General features: G+C 43.5%; 19 protein-coding genes. 4 read left to right on the top strand and 15 right to left on the bottom strand.

Annotated elements, in window-relative coordinates; genetic code table 11:
* The 6 genes from MINF_RS07155 to MINF_RS07180 form a co-directional block, all read right to left on the bottom strand.
* Positions 1–1,509 carry a glucan biosynthesis protein D gene (locus MINF_RS07155; RefSeq protein WP_148205189.1) on the bottom strand — a complete coding sequence of 503 codons (1,509 nt, stop codon included), beginning with the start codon at positions 1,507–1,509 and terminating at the stop codon, positions 1–3.
* 2 nt (positions 1,510–1,511) lie between these two features.
* A complete protein-coding gene (locus MINF_RS07160) occupies positions 1,512–3,050 on the bottom strand; it encodes a glucan biosynthesis protein D (RefSeq protein WP_148205190.1) in 1,539 nt (512 codons plus the stop codon).
* A gap of 167 nt (positions 3,051–3,217) precedes the next feature.
* Positions 3,218–4,027: a hydrogenase expression/formation C-terminal domain-containing protein gene (locus MINF_RS07165; RefSeq protein ID WP_012463953.1), complete on the bottom strand. Its 810-nt coding sequence runs from the start codon at positions 4,025–4,027 to the stop codon at positions 3,218–3,220.
* A 227-nt stretch (positions 4,028–4,254) separates the two neighbouring features.
* Positions 4,255–5,043, bottom strand: coding sequence for a Mut7-C RNAse domain-containing protein (locus MINF_RS07170; protein ID WP_048810252.1), 789 nt, complete (start codon positions 5,041–5,043; stop codon positions 4,255–4,257).
* Positions 5,040–6,185 (bottom strand): DsbA family protein, encoded by a 1,146-nt coding sequence (locus MINF_RS07175; RefSeq protein WP_012463955.1) that lies wholly within the window; start codon positions 6,183–6,185, stop codon positions 5,040–5,042. Before MINF_RS07175 ends, MINF_RS07170 begins: the two co-directional genes overlap by 4 nt.
* Positions 6,186–6,212: 27 nt before the next feature.
* Positions 6,213–6,827, bottom strand: coding sequence for a hypothetical protein (locus MINF_RS07180; protein WP_187146928.1), 615 nt, complete (start codon positions 6,825–6,827; stop codon positions 6,213–6,215).
* Between the two features lie 170 nt (positions 6,828–6,997).
* On the opposite strand from MINF_RS07180, the gene MINF_RS07185 reads away from it, so the two are divergent.
* A complete protein-coding gene (locus tag MINF_RS07185) occupies positions 6,998–8,287 on the top strand; it encodes a M48 family metallopeptidase (protein WP_012463957.1) in 1,290 nt (429 codons plus the stop codon).
* Here the strand turns inward: MINF_RS07185 and MINF_RS07190 are convergent.
* Complete coding sequence (locus MINF_RS07190; RefSeq protein WP_048810253.1) at positions 8,284–10,119, bottom strand: bifunctional homocysteine S-methyltransferase/methylenetetrahydrofolate reductase; 1,836 nt, start codon at positions 10,117–10,119, stop codon at positions 8,284–8,286. The two genes, MINF_RS07185 and MINF_RS07190, sit on opposite strands and share 4 nt — an antisense overlap.
* A 28-nt stretch (positions 10,120–10,147) precedes the next feature.
* On the opposite strand from MINF_RS07190, the gene MINF_RS07195 reads away from it, so the two are divergent.
* Positions 10,148–11,191: an LOG family protein gene (locus MINF_RS07195; protein ID WP_048810506.1), complete on the top strand. Its 1,044-nt coding sequence runs from the start codon at positions 10,148–10,150 to the stop codon at positions 11,189–11,191.
* Between the two features lie 36 nt (positions 11,192–11,227).
* On the top strand, positions 11,228–11,869 hold the full coding sequence (locus MINF_RS07200) for an HAD family hydrolase (RefSeq protein WP_012463960.1): 642 nt from the start codon (positions 11,228–11,230) through the stop codon (positions 11,867–11,869).
* Between the two features lie 13 nt (positions 11,870–11,882).
* Here MINF_RS07200 and MINF_RS07205 read toward each other — a convergent pair whose 3' ends face one another.
* The 8 genes from MINF_RS07205 to MINF_RS07235 form a co-directional block, all read right to left on the bottom strand.
* Positions 11,883–12,728: a metal ABC transporter permease gene (locus tag MINF_RS07205; protein WP_079200435.1), complete on the bottom strand. Its 846-nt coding sequence runs from the start codon at positions 12,726–12,728 to the stop codon at positions 11,883–11,885.
* Positions 12,729–12,745: 17 nt separating this feature from the next.
* Positions 12,746–13,510, bottom strand: coding sequence for a metal ABC transporter ATP-binding protein (locus MINF_RS07210; protein WP_012463962.1), 765 nt, complete (start codon positions 13,508–13,510; stop codon positions 12,746–12,748).
* Positions 13,511–13,529: 19 nt separating this feature from the next.
* Positions 13,530–14,483 carry a metal ABC transporter substrate-binding protein gene (locus tag MINF_RS07215; protein WP_012463963.1) on the bottom strand — a complete coding sequence of 318 codons (954 nt, stop codon included), beginning with the start codon at positions 14,481–14,483 and terminating at the stop codon, positions 13,530–13,532.
* Between the two features lie 105 nt (positions 14,484–14,588).
* On the bottom strand, positions 14,589–15,029 hold the full coding sequence (locus MINF_RS07220) for a hypothetical protein (protein WP_012463964.1): 441 nt from the start codon (positions 15,027–15,029) through the stop codon (positions 14,589–14,591).
* 96 nt (positions 15,030–15,125) lie between these two features.
* On the bottom strand, positions 15,126–15,941 hold the full coding sequence (locus MINF_RS07225; RefSeq protein ID WP_012463965.1) for an MBL fold metallo-hydrolase: 816 nt from the start codon (positions 15,939–15,941) through the stop codon (positions 15,126–15,128).
* A gap of 95 nt (positions 15,942–16,036) precedes the next feature.
* Positions 16,037–16,213, bottom strand: coding sequence for a hypothetical protein (locus MINF_RS11470; protein ID WP_012463966.1), 177 nt, complete (start codon positions 16,211–16,213; stop codon positions 16,037–16,039).
* Positions 16,214–16,299: 86 nt separating this feature from the next.
* Positions 16,300–17,301, bottom strand: coding sequence for a biotin--[acetyl-CoA-carboxylase] ligase (locus tag MINF_RS07230; protein WP_012463967.1), 1,002 nt, complete (start codon positions 17,299–17,301; stop codon positions 16,300–16,302).
* 6 nt (positions 17,302–17,307) lie between these two features.
* Positions 17,308–19,245 (bottom strand): MGDG synthase family glycosyltransferase, encoded by a 1,938-nt coding sequence (locus MINF_RS07235; protein WP_012463968.1) that lies wholly within the window; start codon positions 19,243–19,245, stop codon positions 17,308–17,310.
* Between the two features lie 408 nt (positions 19,246–19,653).
* Between MINF_RS07235 and MINF_RS07240 the strand changes: the two genes are divergently transcribed.
* A complete protein-coding gene (locus MINF_RS07240; RefSeq protein ID WP_048810254.1) occupies positions 19,654–20,439 on the top strand; it encodes an enoyl-ACP reductase FabI in 786 nt (261 codons plus the stop codon).
* Positions 20,440–20,461 lie beyond the last annotated feature (22 nt).

The raw sequence follows: 20,461 nt of genomic DNA on the forward strand, positions 1-20,461 counted from the left end.
TTAAAACTCCTGGTACCACCTTTCCGTCACCTTTTTACCCTTGCTTTCCAACCATCCTTCCAACCGTAGGGGCTCTTTTCCGTTCTCCCGGACGGCTATCTCCATCATAGCGATCTTTTCCTGCGCATTCCAACCCGATTGTGTATAAAGGAGTTCCCCTCCCGAAAGAACATGAACCACCGGGATAATATCCTTGGCTTTCTCCTCTATTTCTTCTCCCTTAAAGCTAAGGAGAAAAGTACTATCCGGTGAGCCTCCTTTTAAACGATCCATCCTTTCGGATACGACCTTTCCCAATCGACCTTCCGCCGGTAAATCTCCCTTAAGCCAACTGATCATATAATTGAATGCAAGGGTTTGTCCCGCATAAGGCGTTTTTTTAGGTGTCCAATAAAGAAGGATATTTTTGTTCAGATCATCCTTGAGGGGAATTTCAAGAAGTTCGATTTTTCCCTCCTCAATGCTACCCACCTCCAACTGCACCCACGCCGAGGGCATGTCCTGAAAATGCCTATGAAGATCAAGGTAATGATCGTATAGCCTATGGCGCTGGACAAGGCCAAAGCCAAGGACTTTTTCGGCAGAAATTTCCCTGATGATCAACCGTGAAGGGTTTTCCAAAGGACTCCACGTCCAATCGGAGGGGGAAGATTGAAAAAGGAGCCCATCGGCTTCATGGACCTGATTTCTAAAATCGGAAGGCCATCGAGGTCCGTTCTCCCCGTGTTCAAACATGGCCGAAAGGGGAGCCAAGGCGATTTTCCTTGGGGAAGAACGGAAAAAAAGCTGGGTGCTTACCTTACACAAAGTGGAGTCTGCTGTAGTCAGAATCTGAAACAAGCAAGCCTGGACCACGCTTGGAGAATCAACAATCGCATAAAGCTCAATTCGAGAATCTTCTTTCTTGGGTTTTAGTATCCAAAATTCCCTGAAAAAAGGGAACTCCTCACCCTCGGCCATAGCCGTGTTGATGGATAAAGTCCTGGCCGTAATTCCAGGGACCTGGCCACAACAAAGGCCTTGAAAAAAACAAGCCCCAAGGAATTTCGCGATCAAACAGTAGGTGTTTCGAAGCCGGTCTGAAAAATAAATCGAAAAACCGGCAAAATCGATGTCCTTGTCTATCGGTTTTTTGGGAACGGTGGGACCGTAAAAAAAGGATCTTTCCGAAAATTCCACTTTTTTTTCTTGGCCACGGTCGACTTCAAAAATGGACAGGGGAATTTTATACAGGGATCCCAAATGATAGAACTGGATCTCAAAAGGCAGATTTTCTCCCCTCCATAGACTTTCATTAGAATTAAAATGGATCTCTTCCCATTGAGTATAAGAGAGCTTCTCTAACCAACTGGGCAGGTGGTTGCGTGGCTCTCGAAAGGGGAGATTGGAAAGAGCCCTGGCCTTGGCTTTAATATCTTCCCAAAGGGAACCTTGGGAATAACAGCCCAAGGGAAAAATAAAATAAAAGGTTAAAAATAAAGTAAAAACACAAAAGAGAACTTTAAGCATAATCAAGGAAAATCGACATAATCCCAGGTTTCTGTAAGGGGAACATCCTTTGTCTGCAGGTAGGCCCTCAAGGGGATGAGGTTTAGCCCCTGCCTTTCTATCTTAAAAGAAAGGCGCAGGCCACTCACAAAAGGATTTCTTTCTACCCCACTCTCGACTAGCCGACCCCCCTCCCCCACATAGATCATGGGTTGAGGAAGAAGGTCCCCGGAATAACCGGGAATAGAAAAATCGATCACGTATAGACTTATCGTTTTATCGATTCGGGCGCAGCGCGTAGAAACGATAAAACCCAATTCGGATCGGGGTTGGGGATCCCTCCCCCAAAAAATAGTATAAGAATAGTGAAATTGTTTTTGCGAAAGAGCCGGAGCCTCCGCAACCCAATAGGCTACGATGTTATCCTTGGTTTCCGTGGTCGTGGGGAGTTCGACAAGTTCAAGATGGCCTCCTTCCCATCCTTCTAAAGGCTTAATCCAAGCGCTAGGCCTAGATTCATAGCGAAGAAGCAAGGACTTGTAATGGTCAAAACTCCTATCCCGTTGTAGCAAGCCAAAACCGAGGAGCTTTCCCTTCACCGGAAAGCGGAAAGAAGAAAAATAGGGGGGGTTCTGCAAGGGCCGCCATATCCATTCACCCGTGTCCATTTGCATTAAAAGGCCATCGGAGTCATGTTCTTCGGGATGTAAGAGGTTATAAAAAGTCGTGCTGTTTTCTCCCTGTAGAAACATGCTGGTTAAGGGAGCTATCCCTAAACTTTCAACCGTTTTCCTTAAAAAAATAAAATTTTCGATCTCTATTTTACTTTCTAACCCAGGGGTAAACAAAAAATGCAACGCTGCCGTTAAACTTTCCCCATCCAGGAGAGCGTAAAAGGAAAGGGAACTGTCTTCTTTTTTAGGCTCCTCTATCCAAAATTCGCGGTAAAAAGGAAATTCTTCCCTGCTGCTTCCGGTCGTATTAACGGTCAGGGCGCGAGCCGAAAGCCCCCAAGTTTCTCCTAACCCTAGGCTTCGAAAATAACTGGCTCCGATAATAGAAAGAACTTCAGCCCAACTCTTTTTCTCGGCCTCGTCAAAAAAAACCCGGAATCCTGCAAACCCTAAATCTTTGGGCCAATCGCGGCTGTCTAGATTCTTATAATCGAAAAGGGAAGGATCGAAGGGGTAGTTTTTTTCCTCTCCTTTCGAAGTTATCAAATGAATGGTCAGGGGTTGACTAAAAAGATATCCCAAGGGGAACGGTTTGATAATAAACCGACTCCCCGTAGAAAATATTCCCTTAGGATCTCTAAAGCTAATCCCAAACCATTGATCGTAGGAAAGCTGACCGAGAACATAGGGAAGCTTGGGAGGAGGTTGGTAGGGCAAAAAGGAAAGGTTTCTTGCTCTTTTCAGAAGTTTTGAATAAAAGAAAGCCAAGGGATTGGTTGGAGGAGCTTTTTCTTTTTTAGCCTGCGATTTAAAGCCGCAATAAAGAAAAAAGAGAAAATAAAGGCCGAGGTAAAAAAAATAAACATGGAAATTACTATTCCTTTTCATGGGATGGACCACAGCCATTTTCCTAGATAGTTTCCTTGCTTTCTTAGGAAAGAAAAATTGTCTTGGGGATAGACCCGGCACCCTCTTTAAATCCTTTTCCTGAAAGGGCTTCCATAGGATAGAAAAGAAAAAAACTAAGAACAAGATAAAAAAGAAGAGCTTTCTTCTTAAGCAACCATTTTCTCTAGCCTTCGTGCACTGATGCTGAGATCCAGCGTGCCTGGAAACAAAGAATAGGGAAAAGGACAAACCAGAAGACCTAGGCTCTTTTGGTTGATCTCCGGATCGGTGGCCTCTTCAATCCACCAGATGTTTTTCCAAGGGGTGCCAAAAACCCACGCTTTTTGTTTCTGGGAATAAAGGGTAAAATCCGTTTTGGGTAACAGCCAAAAAAGGGTTTTGATATCCTGTATGGACAAAGGAAGAAGACTTAAATAAATCTTTTTTTCCTCCCTATCTGCCCCCTCCCCACAAGCGTAGCTCACCAATGAGCTAACGAAAGCTTGTAAACTTATCCCTGAAGATCCCAAGGAACAAAGAAGAGCTTTCAAATCGGGCTTTTCAACCCGTTCTTCCCTCTCCGACAATACAAAGTGGGGGATCCTTCCCACTTCGATATGAAGAGAAGAACCCTCTTTTTTTCTTTCCTTTTTCTCTACCCACCAAACCCCGGGAAAAGAGGTTTGTTGGGCGGCATATACAGTCAAGACCTTAGGATGGAAGATACAGAGTTCACCTAGCCCTAGAACCCGGAAATAATGTTCAACTTGGATTTGCGCTACCTTGCTCAGATCAAACAGTAGGTTTTTTTCACCCCTAATGACCAAGCGCAGCGCACCGGCTATCTCCTTCAGTAAGTCTAGAAGAACTAGGGGCTCCTTGCCCCGGCGAAAAGAATAAAGAGAAGACAAAAACTTTTTTATCTGGGAAAAAATTCTCAGCTCCAAGGAATCGGAATCAGCATTGTTGTCTTTCACTTTCTCTTCTAAGTATTATAGTCTTAAAAAAGGAAATCTATTCCCAAACATTTTTCTCGGGTTCCCATCCCTTCTTTTTTTATATAAAAATTATCTCTTTTTTTTTCATTATAAATTGCTTAAACAAAAAAAAGATACCAGATAAAACCTAGAGTTATAAAAAAATAATCCCTTTTTGTTGATAGGAATTTACCCCTATATATTTGGATAGCTCCAAGTTCAAGCGCTCAATAGGCTTGTGCAATGATCCAATTAACCAAGATGGTCATTTTACGGTAGTGAGAACCCATCCAGTATATTTTGCCGCAGTTTTGACATTGGAAAAAAGCCGAATGCCGCTGCTTGAATTGAGGAGGAATCTCCGTATTCATTTTTTCCTTGGGAATAGGCTGAATGAGGCCGTTACAGCTTATACACCTTCCAAAAGGCATAATTTTTTCTTTTAGTTGAAACTCCCTGATAACCTCAACAGCTTGAAAGCGGGGTTCCGTAGCCCGGACAAAGTAGCCCCTGGTTACTTTTTTTCTTTTCAAAAGACCGGGATCTCTCGTCAACAAGACCCTCTGTTCTAAAAAGCTCATCTCGGCCAGTTTTTCATCAGTCCAATCGTTGCTGTAGAGCGCATCAAAACCAAGCATGCGCAGGTAGCGGGCCAGGGTTCCAAGATGAACATCAAGAACAAATTGAAAAAGGACAGTTCCTTTCCCGCTTTGAAGGGAAAGTTCGCCGATATCGATCGACTTAAAGGAAGGATAGACGCTCAGCCGAGCTCCCTCAACCACCTTATGTTCGAACCCTGCAGGAAAGCCGTTTAATAAAACAAGAGCGATCTCGGTATGGGGAATTCCTAAAGATTCGATGGCGTCTTTCAAGCTGGTATGGGAACCGAATTTCTTTCTTATTTCCTTTTGCCTTTGCCAAGGAGGAAGAAAATCATTCAGGGTAGAATAAAACCGGAAGGTGACTTCGACCCGCTCATCGCTCTGTCTTGTTGGAGAATCGCCCCTTTTCATCATTGGCAATCCGAACCGAGTTGACCTACGCATTCCTCGTCTGGAGGTTTTCCCCTTTGCGGGCACTTTAGCGAATAAATGCAAGCTTCATCACTTACGCTTGAGATTTCCTTAGCAATAAGTTTATCTACAAAAGGACCATAATAAATAAGAATTCTATCCAGGTCCCTGGGCTCATAGGCATCCAATGAAGGTTCCAACTTGCCGTTGACAAAAAGAAGAAGAACCTTCCCATTACGAACTTCAAACTTTTCTCCCGTATCCAGGACAAAACGGTCCTTGCTTAATTCCATTCCCAGGGTTTTGAAAAAATAACCCAAGGTTATCCCCCTTTTATGCTTATGGATCACCCTTCCATTGCCGTGATGCAAGTGAACGTAAGGATCGATTTCTTGGCCGAATCGCGATTGGTATTTGGGTGCACTAAAATCGATCGGTTTACCGTCTAGGACTACCCTGAAGTCGGCATGCTCATGCACAAGCTCTCTTTTTTTCGATTTTATGAGTGCGGCTTCGACCAATATCTTAAAATCCTCGTAGGACTGGGGATTGGGAATTCTTTCTCCGCCTAAAATAAAAGAAGGGACCCGGGTCATTCCCAGGATGAAGGAGCTTTGGAGGTCTTTAAAAATTTTGTCGCGAAGTTCCGGTTTTCTTAAATTTTGCATGAATTTTTCTTCCGGAATGTTTAAAGCCAGGGCGTATTCTTTAAAGAGTTTTATAGGATCAGCTACACCAGCCCACCTTTCCTGATTTTCAAAAAGCAGATCGACCATGGGCCAAAAACGACCTTCCAGTCCGGCCGCTTCTGCGCTCAAGGCAGCAATAAAAGCGTAGGGATGGGTTTGAGAGGGTTTGTGCCTGTAGATGACCGAAAGGTTGCCCTGGTAATCTTTTAACAGTTTATTGACCGTTTCGTTATATCTTTTACATACAGGACACTGAAAATCCACGTATTCGATTAAAAAAACGGGAGCTCGAACCTGTCCCTTGATCCAATCTCCTAACAGGGGAAAAAGATACTTTTGCGCTCCTCCATCGAAAGAACCATCCCTAGCAGATCGATTTTCAGCGGGATGCCCGTAGAGAAGGGCTAAAAAGGTTAAAAAACAAAAGAGAAAAAAAAAGGCTTTTTTAAACACCATCTTGTAAAAATATAAAAACCTAGAGATTTACTTTTTCCTTTGATGGAACTCTAAGGGGCTGCCCCCGCCCGCCCCGGGGCCAAAATTGCCGCCCCTGTTAAAGAGGCGCGAAGCACTCTCCAGGTCATCGTTTAGCCCTTCGTATTGAGGTGGCCACCAGCAACAAAAGAACTTCCAGAAACCCGACCCCAGCTGCTCTTGAAGATCCTTTGAAGGCGGATCCAAAACCGCCATTTTCATCAACGCTTCTCTCAGGCACCTCTCAATCAAATCAGCCATATCCCCGGAATCAAGGAAAAATACTTTTTCTGTAATCACGCCCAAGGGACTGACATAAAAACCCATGGCCACAAAACCGTGAAGGGGAGTAAAAGTAAAAGGCAAAAGGCTTATCTTTTTTTTTGCAGCCGATCTTTGGACGTAATACTCAAACAATTGGGAGACCCTTTCCATGTAGCGATCAACATTGTTTTGGAGATTTTCAGGGGGAAGTTTTGGCCCATATTCGGCAAGGACAAAAACCTTTTCGACGCGACCGGGCAGGACGTCCCCCCTCTTTTCTTGGTCCGCCAGTACGATGGGGGATAAAAAAAAGGGCCAAAACAAGAATAGGAAAAGGCCACAACCCCTACTTTTTATCATTTTCTTTTTCTTTCTTAAGGGCATAACCGATGCAGCAGCCCTTTTTAACAAATAAAATCTCTTTTTATAAATAAGGAATAATTCTCTTTTTTTTAAATTTTTAATCAATCTTCGATATATTTATCATAATAAGTGGTAAGGAAATTGCTTAATAGGCTTTAATAAAAGAAATGGTTATCACACAACAAGGTATCATCGGACTGATCATTCTCTTGGCAAGTGCAGAATTTCTCTGGGATTACTGGTTGAGCTCAAGGCAGCTCAAGTTCCTGCTTAAAAAAAACTTTCCTTCCTTGGCATCCCCTTCGGATCATGGCTCCTTTCCGGATTCCGCGGACTCCTATCTTTACTCCAGCCAGAAAATCAAGCTCGGCCAACTCCGCTCCTTATTTTCCTATCTCTTGTTCCTCTTTTGGGTTCCTTGGGGAGGATTAAAAATGTTCGAGGAATTTTGGAAAACTACCGCTCTTCCCGAAATTTGGTCTGGTTGCTGCTTTATCCTTTCCATCCTCTGGGTAGATGATCTCTTAAGGGTGATTTTCAGTGCATGGAGAACTTTTGGTATAGAGTCCCGCTTTGGGTTTAACCGGACAAGCCCCATGCTGTTTCTTTTCGATCAGCTCAGTCATTGGATTCTCTCTGTTGTCCTTCTCTTTCCTCTTCTTCTTTCGTTTTTATGGGTGAAAGAAAATTTCCTTTTCTGGTGGCTTTATTGCTGGGGAATTTGGATTGCAACATTATTCTTGGTGGAATGGATTCTGCCTGTTTGGATAATTCCTCTTTTTTACCGATTGAAGCCCTTGGAAGATAAAGAGTTACAGTCCCAGATCGATAATATCTTCAAGAAAAATGGGTTCCCCATTCACCAGATTTATATCATGGAAGGAAGCAAGCGTTCCCTTCACAGTAATGCCTTTTTGACGGGTTTCGGACGGCACAGGCGCATTATTCTTTATGATACCTTGATTTCCCAGCTCAAAAAAGAAGAGCTGATTGCCGTTCTTTTCCATGAACTGGCCCATTACCGGCTCGGTCACCTTTGGAAAAGCCGTCTTTTTGCCATCCTGGGCGGACTTTCACTGTTTTGTATCCTGGCTATAGTGGATAGCCATAAAAATTGGATCAGCGGCTTTCATCTTGACCCAAGAGAGCCGGCATCGACGCTGGCTGTGGCGATCGTTCTCTTTCCCCTCCTTGCCTATCCGTTTGAACCTTTAAAAAATTGGATGCTTAGAAAAGCTGAAAAAGAATCGGATGCCTTTGCCGCTATAAAATGGGCTGCAGAACCCCTGATCGAGGCTTTAAAAAAGATTGTGACCACCAACTACTTAACTTATGATTCCGATCCCCTCTATTCTCTCTTTTATGAAAGCCATCCTTCGGTTTTCGAACGCATCCGGTGGATCGAGCACATTTCCGTTCACGGAGGTGGATCCCAAACTCTCTCTTCCCAGCATTAAGCTGTCTTTTTACTTTGCAGGGATTCGAGCAGTCTTACCGAAATATCATATCTTAAAAACGGGGTGATGAGATAGATAGCTCTAAAATGGGATAGAATTTCTTCTCCGAGTTCCCTTGCAAATTCCACTCCTGCTTCCGTAGCCTTTTCTCCCTCCAGGTCCTTCATCCTACTCCGTATTTTTTCGGGTATAGATATTCCGGGAACTTCATTGTGAAGGAACTCCGCGTTCCTGTAATTCAAAATGGGCATTATACCTACGAAAACGGGAACTCCCAGGGGTTTGAGGTAATTAAAAATCTTTTTAATCAGTTCAAAATCAAAGACCGGTTGAGTCATCACAAACCGAGCTCCGGCAGCCAACTTCGCTTCGAGCTTTCTTACCTGGGCATCAAATTGAACCGTATTGGGATTAAAGGCACAACCGATAATAAAATCCGTTTTCCCTTTTAAATCCTTTCCGGCGGCATTAACCCCCCTGTTCAAACCGGCAAGCAACCTTATCAAACCAACGGAATTAAGGTCGTAGACCGATGTGGCTCCAGGGTGATCGCCGGACTTTGCCGGGTCTCCGGTAAGGGCTAAAATATGCCTGAATCCCAGGGTTCCCAACCCCATCAATTCGGACTGCAAACCCAAGAGATTCCTATCCCGACAGGCAACATGAAGGACAGGAATCAATTTTGAAACTCTCCGGACATGAATGGCGGCTGCAAAATTGCTTACCCTCAATATCGCAAGCGAGTTGTCGGCTAAAGTTAACGCATCGGCACCAGCCTTTTCTATAGCCTTGACACCTTCGAGGAACTTCCCCATCGAAAGCGTTTTTGGAGAATCGTATTCCACCATAAAAACCGGTTTTATGTTTAACCGATCGAGAAGGGAGGGCTCCACCTGCGGTAAAGTCTCTTTTTCTCCAACTTCATAACGCAGCCTTATCTTGGCCAATTTTCTCTTGATGGGCTTTACTCCCACCGCGGCTTGAGCCATTGCCGCTACATGCACCGGTTCAGTCCCATAATCGCCACCAAGCAAATTCAGTCCTTCTTCAACAAATTTCAAAACGTTCTGTCCGAAATAGGAAGGGCTTGCCGAGTAAGTCAGTTTGCCCTCGTAAAACTCCGGTTTGCCCGCATTGGGATAGGCCCCAAGAAGATCGGTTTCCTTTTTTTCAATTTCTTCGAGCAAGTGGAGGGAAGCTTGAACCCCACTGGCTCCATTAATCCCTACAAGCAATGCCCCAGCCTCCCTGAGTTTCGAAAAGGCTTCTTTAAGAGACTGCCCGCTTGACAATTTCCCTTCCTCAAAGGAAGCGACAAAAGCAAAAAGGAATTGTGCTCCTTTATTACGTGCCAGCTCCAAGCCAAGAAGCAAATCGGAAAGATCGGTAAAAGTTTCAAAAAAAAGGAGATCACACCCCTCTTCTAATAACAGGGAAATCTGCTCTTCATAGAGAGTGCGCCTCGTGGATAGATCGATCGGTGGATCGGCTGGCCTGACCCAAATCGGGTTAATCGTTCCGGCTATCCAGCCTTCTTTGAACCCCAAGGCTTTCTTTGCCAATCCAATCGATGAACTGACAATTTCCTTGAGTTTTTTTTCCAGTTTAAAAAAGGATAAATGATAGGCGTTGGCTTCAGCGGTATTGGCCCTTATAATCTTAGCTCCCGCCTCGATGTAATCTTTATGCACTTTTTCTATCAGATAGGGTTGGGAAAGGCTTAACTCCTCGATACAATAGTTTCGGGGCACGCCAAGAGAATAAAGATAAGTGCCTAAAGCTCCATCCCCGATAAGCAAAGATTCATTCAACCGATCTATTAAAGTTGCCATTCTTTTTTCCCAAGGCATTATAGATAAAGTGACAGAAAAAAAAAGTTTTACATACAGTACCGGTAAGCCTGAAATTGACAAGAAGATAGAAGAACTTCTGCAAACCGCCGGGATAGAAGAAAACCACCGGGAATATTTTGAAATGATCGCTACGGTTATCCGTTTCGCCTCCTTGAATACTCCTTATGCGGATGTAAGGCTCATCAACCAATCCCTGAAAGAAATCCGCTATGCCCAATCCATTTTTCAGCCTTATCGATCTTTCAAAAAAGTGACCATTTTTGGCTCTGCCCGTATCCGGCCCCAAAGTCCTGAATGGCTTATCGCTAAAGATTTTGCAAGACTCATGGTCGAAAGTGGGTTCATGGTCATCACCGGCGGAGGAGAAGGGATCATGGAGGCCGCTCAATTCGGAGCCGGAAAGGACAAGAGTTTCGGCCTGAACATCCGTTTGCCTTTTGAACAAAAACCCAATGAAGTGATCGACGGGGATCCCAAGTTGATTAATTTTCGGTATTTTTTTAACCGCAAGCTCCACTTTGTCAAAGAGTCCCATGCGATAGCTCTCTTCCCGGGAGGATTCGGCACAATGGATGAGTGTTTTGAAACTTTAACCCTTCTTCAGACAGGGAAAGCCAATCTTGTTCCTTTTGTTTTCATCGATGTGGCCGGGGGCAATTATTGGCGCAACTTTGTTGAATTTCTCTCCGATAACCTTTTAAAAAGAGGGCTCATTTCAGCGGAAGATTTTCATCTTTTTCTCGTTACCGAAAATCTTTACGAAGCTAAAAAAGAGATCCTTTCTTTTTATCACAACTTTCATTCCTACCGGTTCGTCGGTGAAAACCTGGTCATTCGGATCTATCGGGTCCCAGCAGAAGAAGAAATGAAATCTCTACGCGATGATTTTTCCGATATCCTGATAAAACCCGATTCTTTCTACATTTCTAGTGCACTGCCCCAGGAATCGAATGAACCTGAAATAGCCCATCTGCCCAGAATTGTATTGAGCTTTAATAAACGCTCCTATGGAAGATTAAGATTGTTGATCAACCGCATCAATCTCTTTTGAATAGCTTGATATTTTCTTAAAACAGCGTAGGTAAAAATGAAAAAAATCGAAACGATATTCCTGGATTGGTCGGGAACCCTTGCCGATGATCTTCCTTTTGTGCTTAAAGCCTCTAATTTTGTCTTTACTCTTTACGGCAAGCCCAGGCTTTCCCTGGAGGAATTTAAAGAAACTTTTTTTTTGCCTCTCAAGGAATTCTACAAAACCTATTTACCCGAAGTTTCTTTCCTGGAAATGGATGCCCATTACCATTCTCTTTTTCGCTTTTTGCAGGTCAACATTCCCTTGTTGCCTTATGCCCTAGATTTTCTCCTTTTTTGTAAACAAAACCACTATAAGGTGATCCTCTTAAGTACGATTCACAAGGGCCATTTCCTCAGCCAGGCCAGGCGTCTAGATATAGAAAGATATTTCGATCGCATTTATACAGAAATTGACGATAAAAGAGTGGCTATAAAACAGATCGTAGAAAAGGAAAAGATCGATCCCAAGAAAGCGATTTTTTTTGGCGACATGGTCCATGATATAGAGGCTGCCCATGCAGTGGGTATGTTTTCGGCCGGTGTTCTCACCGGCTACAATTCCAAAAAAAAACTTCTTTCCGCTCAACCTTCTTTTCTTTTCGAAAATCTCAAAGAAGCGATTGCAAAGTTAAAATCCCTAGAAAAAAGTCCCTAATCGGACCACTTTCTTATCTTTTTTTTACAAAAAGATTCTTTAATGAAAAAGAAAGCAACAGCAGGGCCATTTCAAATCCACCAATGGTAGGACCGGTCATGGCATCTATATAATAGGACAAAACCACCCCTCCTACGGCGCCTACACATCCATAGGCAAGAGACAAAGAAAGGAGGGAGCGAAAATTCCAAGCTAACAATTTGGCCGTTGCTGCTGGAATGACGATCATTGCGCTCACAAGGAGGGCTCCAAGCAGCTTAAGGCTCAGGGCGATAACTCCTCCAATGAGAATAACAGTCTGGTAATTGAGTTTTTTGACTTGCACTCCTTCGGAGACAGCCAAGTTTTCATCGATCATTACAAGCAAAAGTCCAGGCATGTTTTTAAAGAGAAAGAAAAATGAAACCAGGCTCACTATCCCAAGCATCCCGATATCGGTCCAAGAACTGGCATTGATATCTCCAAAGAGAAGAGATTCAAGCAAAGGATAATGGACCATCTTGGTCAAAATAAGAATCCCCCAAGAGACACTTCCCGTAAAAATAAGGGAAAGAAGAGTATCAGACTCTAACTTGGTTTTGTTTAAAAAAAAGAGAAAAACCAAGGAGATCCCAAGACAATAAAAAAACATAAAAGAGGAGATAAAGACGTTGGAGAAACTGGCTTCCCAAAAGCGACTAAAGAGAAGTTGAAGGAGAAGCCCAAATCCATAACCGGCAATTGTGGAATGGGCCAAGGAATCACTGAAAAATGCCTGTCCCCGGGATGTCGTTATTACTCCTAAAAGAGCACACGTAGGTCCTGCTAAAAGCGCGGCCAACAAGGAACGCCTGAAAAAATCAAATGAAAAGATATCCATGGCTTTTTTGTTATGGTTTATCCCTTTTTCCCTTGGGTGTGGATAAGGCTATAGACGGCAGCCAGTTTCTTTTCCTGGAGGACGTCTGCAGGTCTTCCTTGGGTAAGAATCCGGTGATTTAAAAAATAAACCCAATCGGCGATATGGGATACAAGCTGCAGATCATGACTGACTAATATGGTGCCAATCGCTTTTTTCTCTTTAAGTTCATGAAGCAACTGGTCAAATTCTATCCCTCCGACCGCGTCTATCCCCGAGAGAGGTTCATCCAGCAACAACAAAGCGGGATTTTTAGCGAGGGTGGATGCCACCATGACCTTTTGCAGCTCTCCTCCAGAAAGCTCATTGAGCCTTCTCTGTCTTAGTCCTTCCGCATGGAAGGATTTTAAAATTTCGACAACCTTTTCCTCGCTTTTCCTCTTTCCCAACAGGCCGTCAAAAAAACGAAAATAACCGAGTCTTAAAGCTACGAATTCTTCAACGGTTACGGGAAGGTAACGGGGAATGGACGGCCTTTGAGGCAAATAGCCTATAATCAGTCCCTCCCTGCGCCAGATTTCACCTTTATTAGGCTTGATTATACCTGCAAAGCATTTCAAAAGAGTCGTTTTTCCCGCTCCATTGGGACCAATAAGTGCAATGATTTTCCCTTGTTCAATCTCCATGGAAATGCCCTCTAGAGCAGATTCTTCGTTATAAGAAACGGATAGATTTTCCGCCTTCAAAAGCAGTTTTTGATCCCTCTGCAGCAATGGGATGGGTTTAATCGTTTTGATTTCCATCTTCTTTAGAGATCCGTTGTTAAAAACCTCTCTTCAAAGAAAGGATAATTCCTCCAAAGACGTCCAAAAAAACGGCGAGGTTTTTCTTTGAAATATTTTCATACATCAAGGGATGCAGTTCAGAACTTTCCATGCCATCTATTTCTCCAGAGCGGGTTTGACTCTCTCTCTGGATTTCCCTAACCAGGGCGATGTTAGAAAAAGGGGTGTAGAAAAAGGGGATTCTTTCCTTTTTCATCGCACTCAAAATTGAGGCAAGTCTCCTCGGAGAAGGACCACCCTTCTCCCCGCACTCTTCAACGATCCCGGCGACGACTATCCCGTAGCGTTTTGCCAGGTACATAAAAGCATCATTGTAAAAAAATGCCTTTTTGGAAGGGACGGCTCCCAACTTCTGTTGATACAACCGATCGATTTCCTTTAGTTTTGAAAGATAAAGCCGGGTATTCCTTTCAAATATCTCTTTATGAAGAGGATCTTTTTGGCCCAAGGCCTTGGAGATGTTCAAAAGCTGAACGCCGGCAAGATTGGGATCCAACCACACGTGAGGATTGAAAGCATATTCCCCTTTGGCTAGACCGACTCCCGGCTGATACCCGCTCGCAGGCAGAGGAGAAATACCCGCAGTCGAAACCACAAGCTTACTTGCTTTTTCTCCTGGACTTAAGACACGATCAACCCAGCTTTCCATTCCCAACCCATTGACAACAATAAGATCGCTATCTTGAATCTGCTGAAGCTGTTTAGCCGTCAGCGCATTTTCATGAGGGTCTGCACCCATGACAAATAGATTTTTTACGGACACATATTCTCCTCCAACATTGATACAAAAGCAATAAAGGGGAGCAATAGAAGTCAGCACCTTCAGTTGAGCCAAGCCGGAGCTAAGAGATAGAAATAAAACAAGAGAAAAGCATAGAGCGGCCTTTCCCCAAAAAGGAATTTTAAAGACTCCATTTCTATTCAAGGACATGGAAAGCTACTCAATTGATAATGAATTATTGGTATAAAGAATAAAACATAAAATAAAAAAGGCTAAGAGAAAAAATCTCTTAGCCTTCTCAAGCGGTCCTTCCGTTTACAAGGACTTCAACCACTTATAAAAACAGGTGTAGTCGTCTATGGCATTTAAACTCACCGCATCGGGCATAGACCCGTCGTCTTTCAAGCCCGCATCGGAGAGAATGGATTTCTTGGTTTCTTCGTCATGATGGTACTGTAAAACAGCCCTGTTGTGAGCTGCCACTTTGGCCCCATCTATTTTACCTCCGTTCTTCTGAACGATCCAGTTTTCAAACTCAGTATAACTGGGCAGATGGGTTCTAATGTAATTCCTGGTTTCTTCCTCGGTGAGATTCAATGCTGCCATAGTCATAGCATCGAACCCTTTTCCAAGGTCAGGATAACCATCGGCAAGCATACCCTTAGCTGCCAAAATGCATTTTAGCCACATCCTGGGCAAATGCAGGACACCTAGGGGACCCGCTACACCGGAACCAATCAAGGGAACAAGTTTCATTTTACCTCCTTTGTTTTTGTTTTAGTTATTTCTTTTCCTTATCTTGATTAAGGAAAAAACCCGAAGTACTGCATGCATCATTCCATAAGTTCATCCTCAACTAAAAGCAAAAAATGGATTATGGATCTTTTCTTCTCCCACCGTTGTGAGAGGCCCATGACCGGGACAAACTATGGTATCTTCAGGTAAAGCCAAAATTTTCTCCTTGTTGTTTTTTAAAGCTTCAGCATAGGAATAATTTCCTCCTCCCATGGATCCTGCAAAAAGCGAATCTCCCACGATGACAAACTTACGCTCCGCCCCCGTTATATAGTAAGAAACCCCTCCCGGTGAATGACCGTTGGTAAGAAAGGAACGAATGGAAAGGCCGGAGAGTTGGAATTCCCTCCCCGGATGAAAAGGTTCCGTTCCCGGAATCATCTCCAACTCACAACAATAAGCAGGCGCACCTGTCGCGCGCTTCAGTCTTCCCAGCTCAGCAATGTGATCAGCATGGGTATGGGTAAGAAAGATATATTTGATATTCAAGCCGTGGACTTTTATCGTATCGAGCATTTCGGTGCAATTGCCCCCTGTATCAAAAACAGCGGCTTCTTTTGTCTTCTTATCCCAGACAAGATAACTATTAACCGTCATGTCTTCCCATCTTGTATTAAAATGGAATAAACCGGGGATCACCCCTTGGTCCTTTGGATAATATATCCCCTTGGCCAGGTCCAGAAGAGCCCTTTTCCCCAGTCCAAGAACCGGAGCAATTCTTTCCAAGACTTCTTCAATCACTTCTCCTTCCTTGACCCTTCTGAGCTCTTCAACAGACACCCCCGCTTTTGCCGCAAGTACACTATCGGTGAGATTAAGCCCCCTTTGTGCTTTAGCTATGACATCGGTATAGTTGTCTTCCAGTGGAATCATACGTATTGTTCTCCTTAAGATTTTTAGTTTAGAAAAACCCTGGAAGGGTTTTAAGCAAAAGCTCTTTCCATCTCCAATTCGATTACCTTAGCTGTCTACCAACCGAATGCTCTCCATATTCGGTAAAACAAAGCCGCCATGTAAAGACCAAACAAAAATAAAAAAACAAAGATTATGGTTTTATTTTCCTTGTCCCACCTACCTCCAGGATCTCCACCGCCGGAACCCGGCCATCTCTTGGGATTGGCGACCATGATTTTATTGTAACTCATTCTTAAAATTAAAAAAGAGCATTTTTCCCTTTTTTAGCAATGTCTCTTTCACCCCGCTTTCTTAAGCTTCACCGGGATCCTATTGTTCAGCATCCCAACGAAAAAAATTTCTGGATCGATCCATTTTCTTTTTCAACAACAAGCCACCCCATTTCGTCAATTCCCCTTATTATTCCCTTGATCCTCTGGCCATCCTCCTCAAATTCCACTTCCCGGTCCCGGTTAACCATCTTTTTCATCCATTTCTCTTTAATTTCAAAAAAAGACAATCCATAATTGCGGTCGATCCTTTTTAAAACTTCCGCCATGAGCTCTACCCTCCTCATGGGCTGGCCTCTTTCCATGTAAATCGATGTCGCCTTATTTTGCAATGGGCCTGAAAAATGGATTTCCGCCTGATTCACGTTGATGCCAATGCCTATGGCGATAAACCTTTTAGAATTTATCCCCCGGTCTGTTTCAATGAGAATTCCTCCGAGCTTCCTTGAATCCACAACAATGTCGTTGGGCCATTTTATGCCTACGTTTTCTAACCCCAGGTTATTCAGAGCTTCCACCACGGCAACAGAACTCATCAGAGCAAACTGTTGAGGAAGGAGAGGCTGGAAGGAAGGCTCTAAAAGCAAGGTCATGTAAAGGCCAAGAGCTAAAGAAGATTCCCATGATCTTCCCTGTCTTCCTCTTCCCCGCAACTGCCTTTCTGCGATCACGACAAGTCCTTCTTTCTCTCCCCTTCTGCCCCTTCGCAGAACCTCATCACTCGTTGAATCGATAACTTGAAAGATTTTCACTCTCCAGGGGATGCGACAGTTCAATTTTTCAAGGATGAGCTCAACTTCAGCGGGATGAATCAAATCGGGCAAAGGAGGGCTCACTTCAAAACCCATGAGAGGAGAATAGCTGATTATAAATCCTTTCTCTTCCAACGCACAAAGAGCGCCCCAAATTTCTTTTTCATTCAAGCTCAAAGAACTCAAGAGATTGCGAAAAGAAAACTTGCCCTCCTTCCTAGAGAGCAAGAACCTTAGAAGCTGGAATTCTACAGGACTACAACAGAGCTCTCCAAAGATAATTTCAGGACCATTCATCCCGCTTCAGGCTATTTCCAGCTCAGCTATGTTCTTTTGGAGGATCACACCAAACTTGTGATCTCGGTAAAGGGTAATAGCCACGTTTCTATTGGAACGGATACATTCTTTGATCTCTTCGGGGTCCTTGCCGCAATACAATATCGTTTTCCAAGAATAGATATGCTTGGGCTTATGAAAATCGCTGTTGGCGATAAAAGGCAGTTTTTTAAGCCCTACGGGAGAAAAAAGATCGTTTCGATTGGCTACCTCCCAAGCGTCGAGAAGCGGAATATATTCTTGCTGGTTTTCCCATAGAAAAAGCGTGTTGGGTCCCCAAACACTCTGAAAAACATGAGGGTGAGAAGCGACAGCCAAAGCCTTTTGTTTATGGATTTCAGCTATGATCTCTTTTAACGATAAACAGGGATCTATCGGGTTCTTCAAATCAATACCCAAAAGATGGGCTGATGTTTTAGGACTATACCCATCCTTGTTAAACTCTATTCCACAAAAAAGAATCATCCCGTATTTTTTCCATGCCCTTTTCTTTTCCTTTTCGATGGTTTCAAAATATTCAGCCACTTTGGTCGGCGTAAGGACAAGCCCGGTAAGCTCGCAAAATTTGCCGATCAGCCTTTTCCTATCCACGAGATGATCTGTCAGGCAGATGCAATCAAATCCCCGTTGTCCATAAAAATCGACAATTTCACTAATGGTTAGCCTCCCATCAGAATAGGTCGAATGGATATGAAAATCACACAGCAGGGGTTGAGAGGAGGTGGATTTTACCAGGGAAAAATTCAGCTCGGTCAGCTTATTTGCAAAAGAAGGAAAGATTCTCGAAGGGGTAGTCTCTAAAAGCGACTGTTCCAAGACAAAACGAGCGATTCTGATCGAGCTATCCGGTTTGCTGATTTTTTTGAGGTTATTTTTTAACTGTTTCCACTTTTCCCCCTCGTTTTCGAAAAGATATTCAAGGGCTGATCCGATATCCGAAGGTTTCTCGGCAAAACAGGCCACTCCATATCTGCGCAAAAGTTCATAATTACCCTCTTCTTGTCCGGGAACAACTTGGGGAATAATCATGGGGCAACATGCCGCAATTGCCTCTTGTACAGTAGCTCCTCCCGCTTTGCTTATAACGACATGATGGTTGAGCAACAGTTCAGGAATCTTGTCTGTCCATCCCAAAACCTCGATGCGTTCTTCAAAACCCTTGACGTGATCGGATATATTATAGAAAAGCTTTTCATCTTTACCCACCACGATCGTCGCCTTCCAATGTTTCCTTTGGATGAGCTCGTCAATGATCTTAGCTGCCTTTTTTCTCCCTGAATTGATGATATACAAAATTTTTGGCCGCTGTATTGCATCCAGCTCGACTCCCTGTTTTGCCCTCTCCAGAAATTCGAGCTGAACAGGAAAACCAAATTCCAGGATCCGGCATTCATCAATACCCACCGATTTCAAAATGGAGGCCGTATCCGCATTGGGGACAACATAGTAATCGCTCCAGCTTCTATACCAAAAGGAGTTTACGGTGATCGAATCAGTAATGACTGTAACTTGAACAAAATTTTTTTCCTTCCCCTCTTTAAATATTTCTTCGATCAAAAAATTATAAAAAGGATAGGTAGAGATCACCACGTCGGGCTGGGTTTCCCTTAACAGCCAATCGAGAGCTTGCTTCATCTTGGCAAAAGCAACAAGGACATCTTCAATAAAAGTCGTTCGATCGAAAATAGAATAGATGCCCCTCCAAATTAACGGAACCCGATTTATGGCGGTCAGATACCCTTGACGCAACAGATCGCTGAATTTTCCATAACAAGAATCAAACAGATCGATACGATCAACAAGGGCTTCATCAGACTCGAGGTGCTCGATGGCTTCCTGGATATTGCGGGCCGCCGTATTATGGCCTTCGCCAAAACCGGCGGTAAGAATAAGTATGCGCTTCATTGTTTAAAATTTTAGCCGGCCCACCCTTAAGCTCCCCCCCTGTAGCCTCCCTCAGACCTTTTTTTTAGGAAAAAATTGAATCATTGACAATTATAAAGTTTTTTTATGATCTATCATCTAAAAGTTATTACTATATTTAACACAATAAAAGATTCCCTTTTATTCTATAAAAAAACTTGATAACTTCTATAGACCAGCTTCAAATCCTGCCTTTTTTCTCCAATAGGCATTTGCTTAATTGACAACCATTTTGTTTATGAAGAAGAAAATCTGCAATTAAAAAGAGGAGCAAACTCCTGTTGTTATAACACTTACAGTTTTTTATTAACTAGAAATAAGATACTCATTTTTGCGTCCAATTAAAATTTGCTCTTTATATTTTATTCTGCTTTCTTCAATAAAAAGAATATGACCACCGATAAGCCTTTGTTAGGAAAGAATGCCCTCGTCTTTGGCGTCGCCAACAAGTGGAGCATTGCTTGGGCTATCGCCAAAGCTTGGCATAAAGCAGGAGCTCATTTAGTCATCGGATACCAAGGAGAAAGGCTCAAAAAATCAGTTGAGGAGCTCCTTGCTGAGCTTCCCGGGGAAGATACTCCGCTTGCTTTTCCCTGTGACGTCACCGACGAAGAGCAGGTTAGCCAATTCTTTTCAAAAACTAAAGCCCACTTTCCCAAAATCCATGTTTTACTCCATTCCATCGCCTTTGCTCCCAAAGAAGCCCTAGAAAAAAATTTTTACGAAACCTCGCGGCAAGATTTTTTAAGAACTTTCGAAACCAGTGTTTATTCTCTTATAGCCCTTGCCAGGGAAGCCAAGGCCTTGTTCTCAGAGGGAGGGAGTATTCTAACCTTGAGCTATTACGGTTCTGAAAAAGTCATCTCCAACTACAAGATCATGGGACCGGCAAAAGCTGCCCTCGAATCCACCGTAAGATACCTAGCCTATGAACTGGGAAAGGATGGGATACGGGTAAACGCCCTCAGCCCAGGCCCCATCAATACCCTTGCAGCCCGGGGAATAAGTGGTTTTACAAAATTTCTAAAAGAATGCGCCTCGAAATCCCCCCTGGGCAGAAATACGGAGACGACGGACGTAGCTTCAGCCGCATTATTTCTTGCCACCGATGAATCAAGAGCCATTACGGGACAAACCCTCTACATCGATTGCGGTTATTCCATAATGGGCTTCTAAAGCTGATCGGTGTTTATCCACT

It is taken from the genome of Methylacidiphilum infernorum V4 (assembly GCF_000019665.1).
Classification (GTDB): Bacteria; Verrucomicrobiota; Verrucomicrobiia; order Methylacidiphilales; family Methylacidiphilaceae; genus Methylacidiphilum; species Methylacidiphilum infernorum.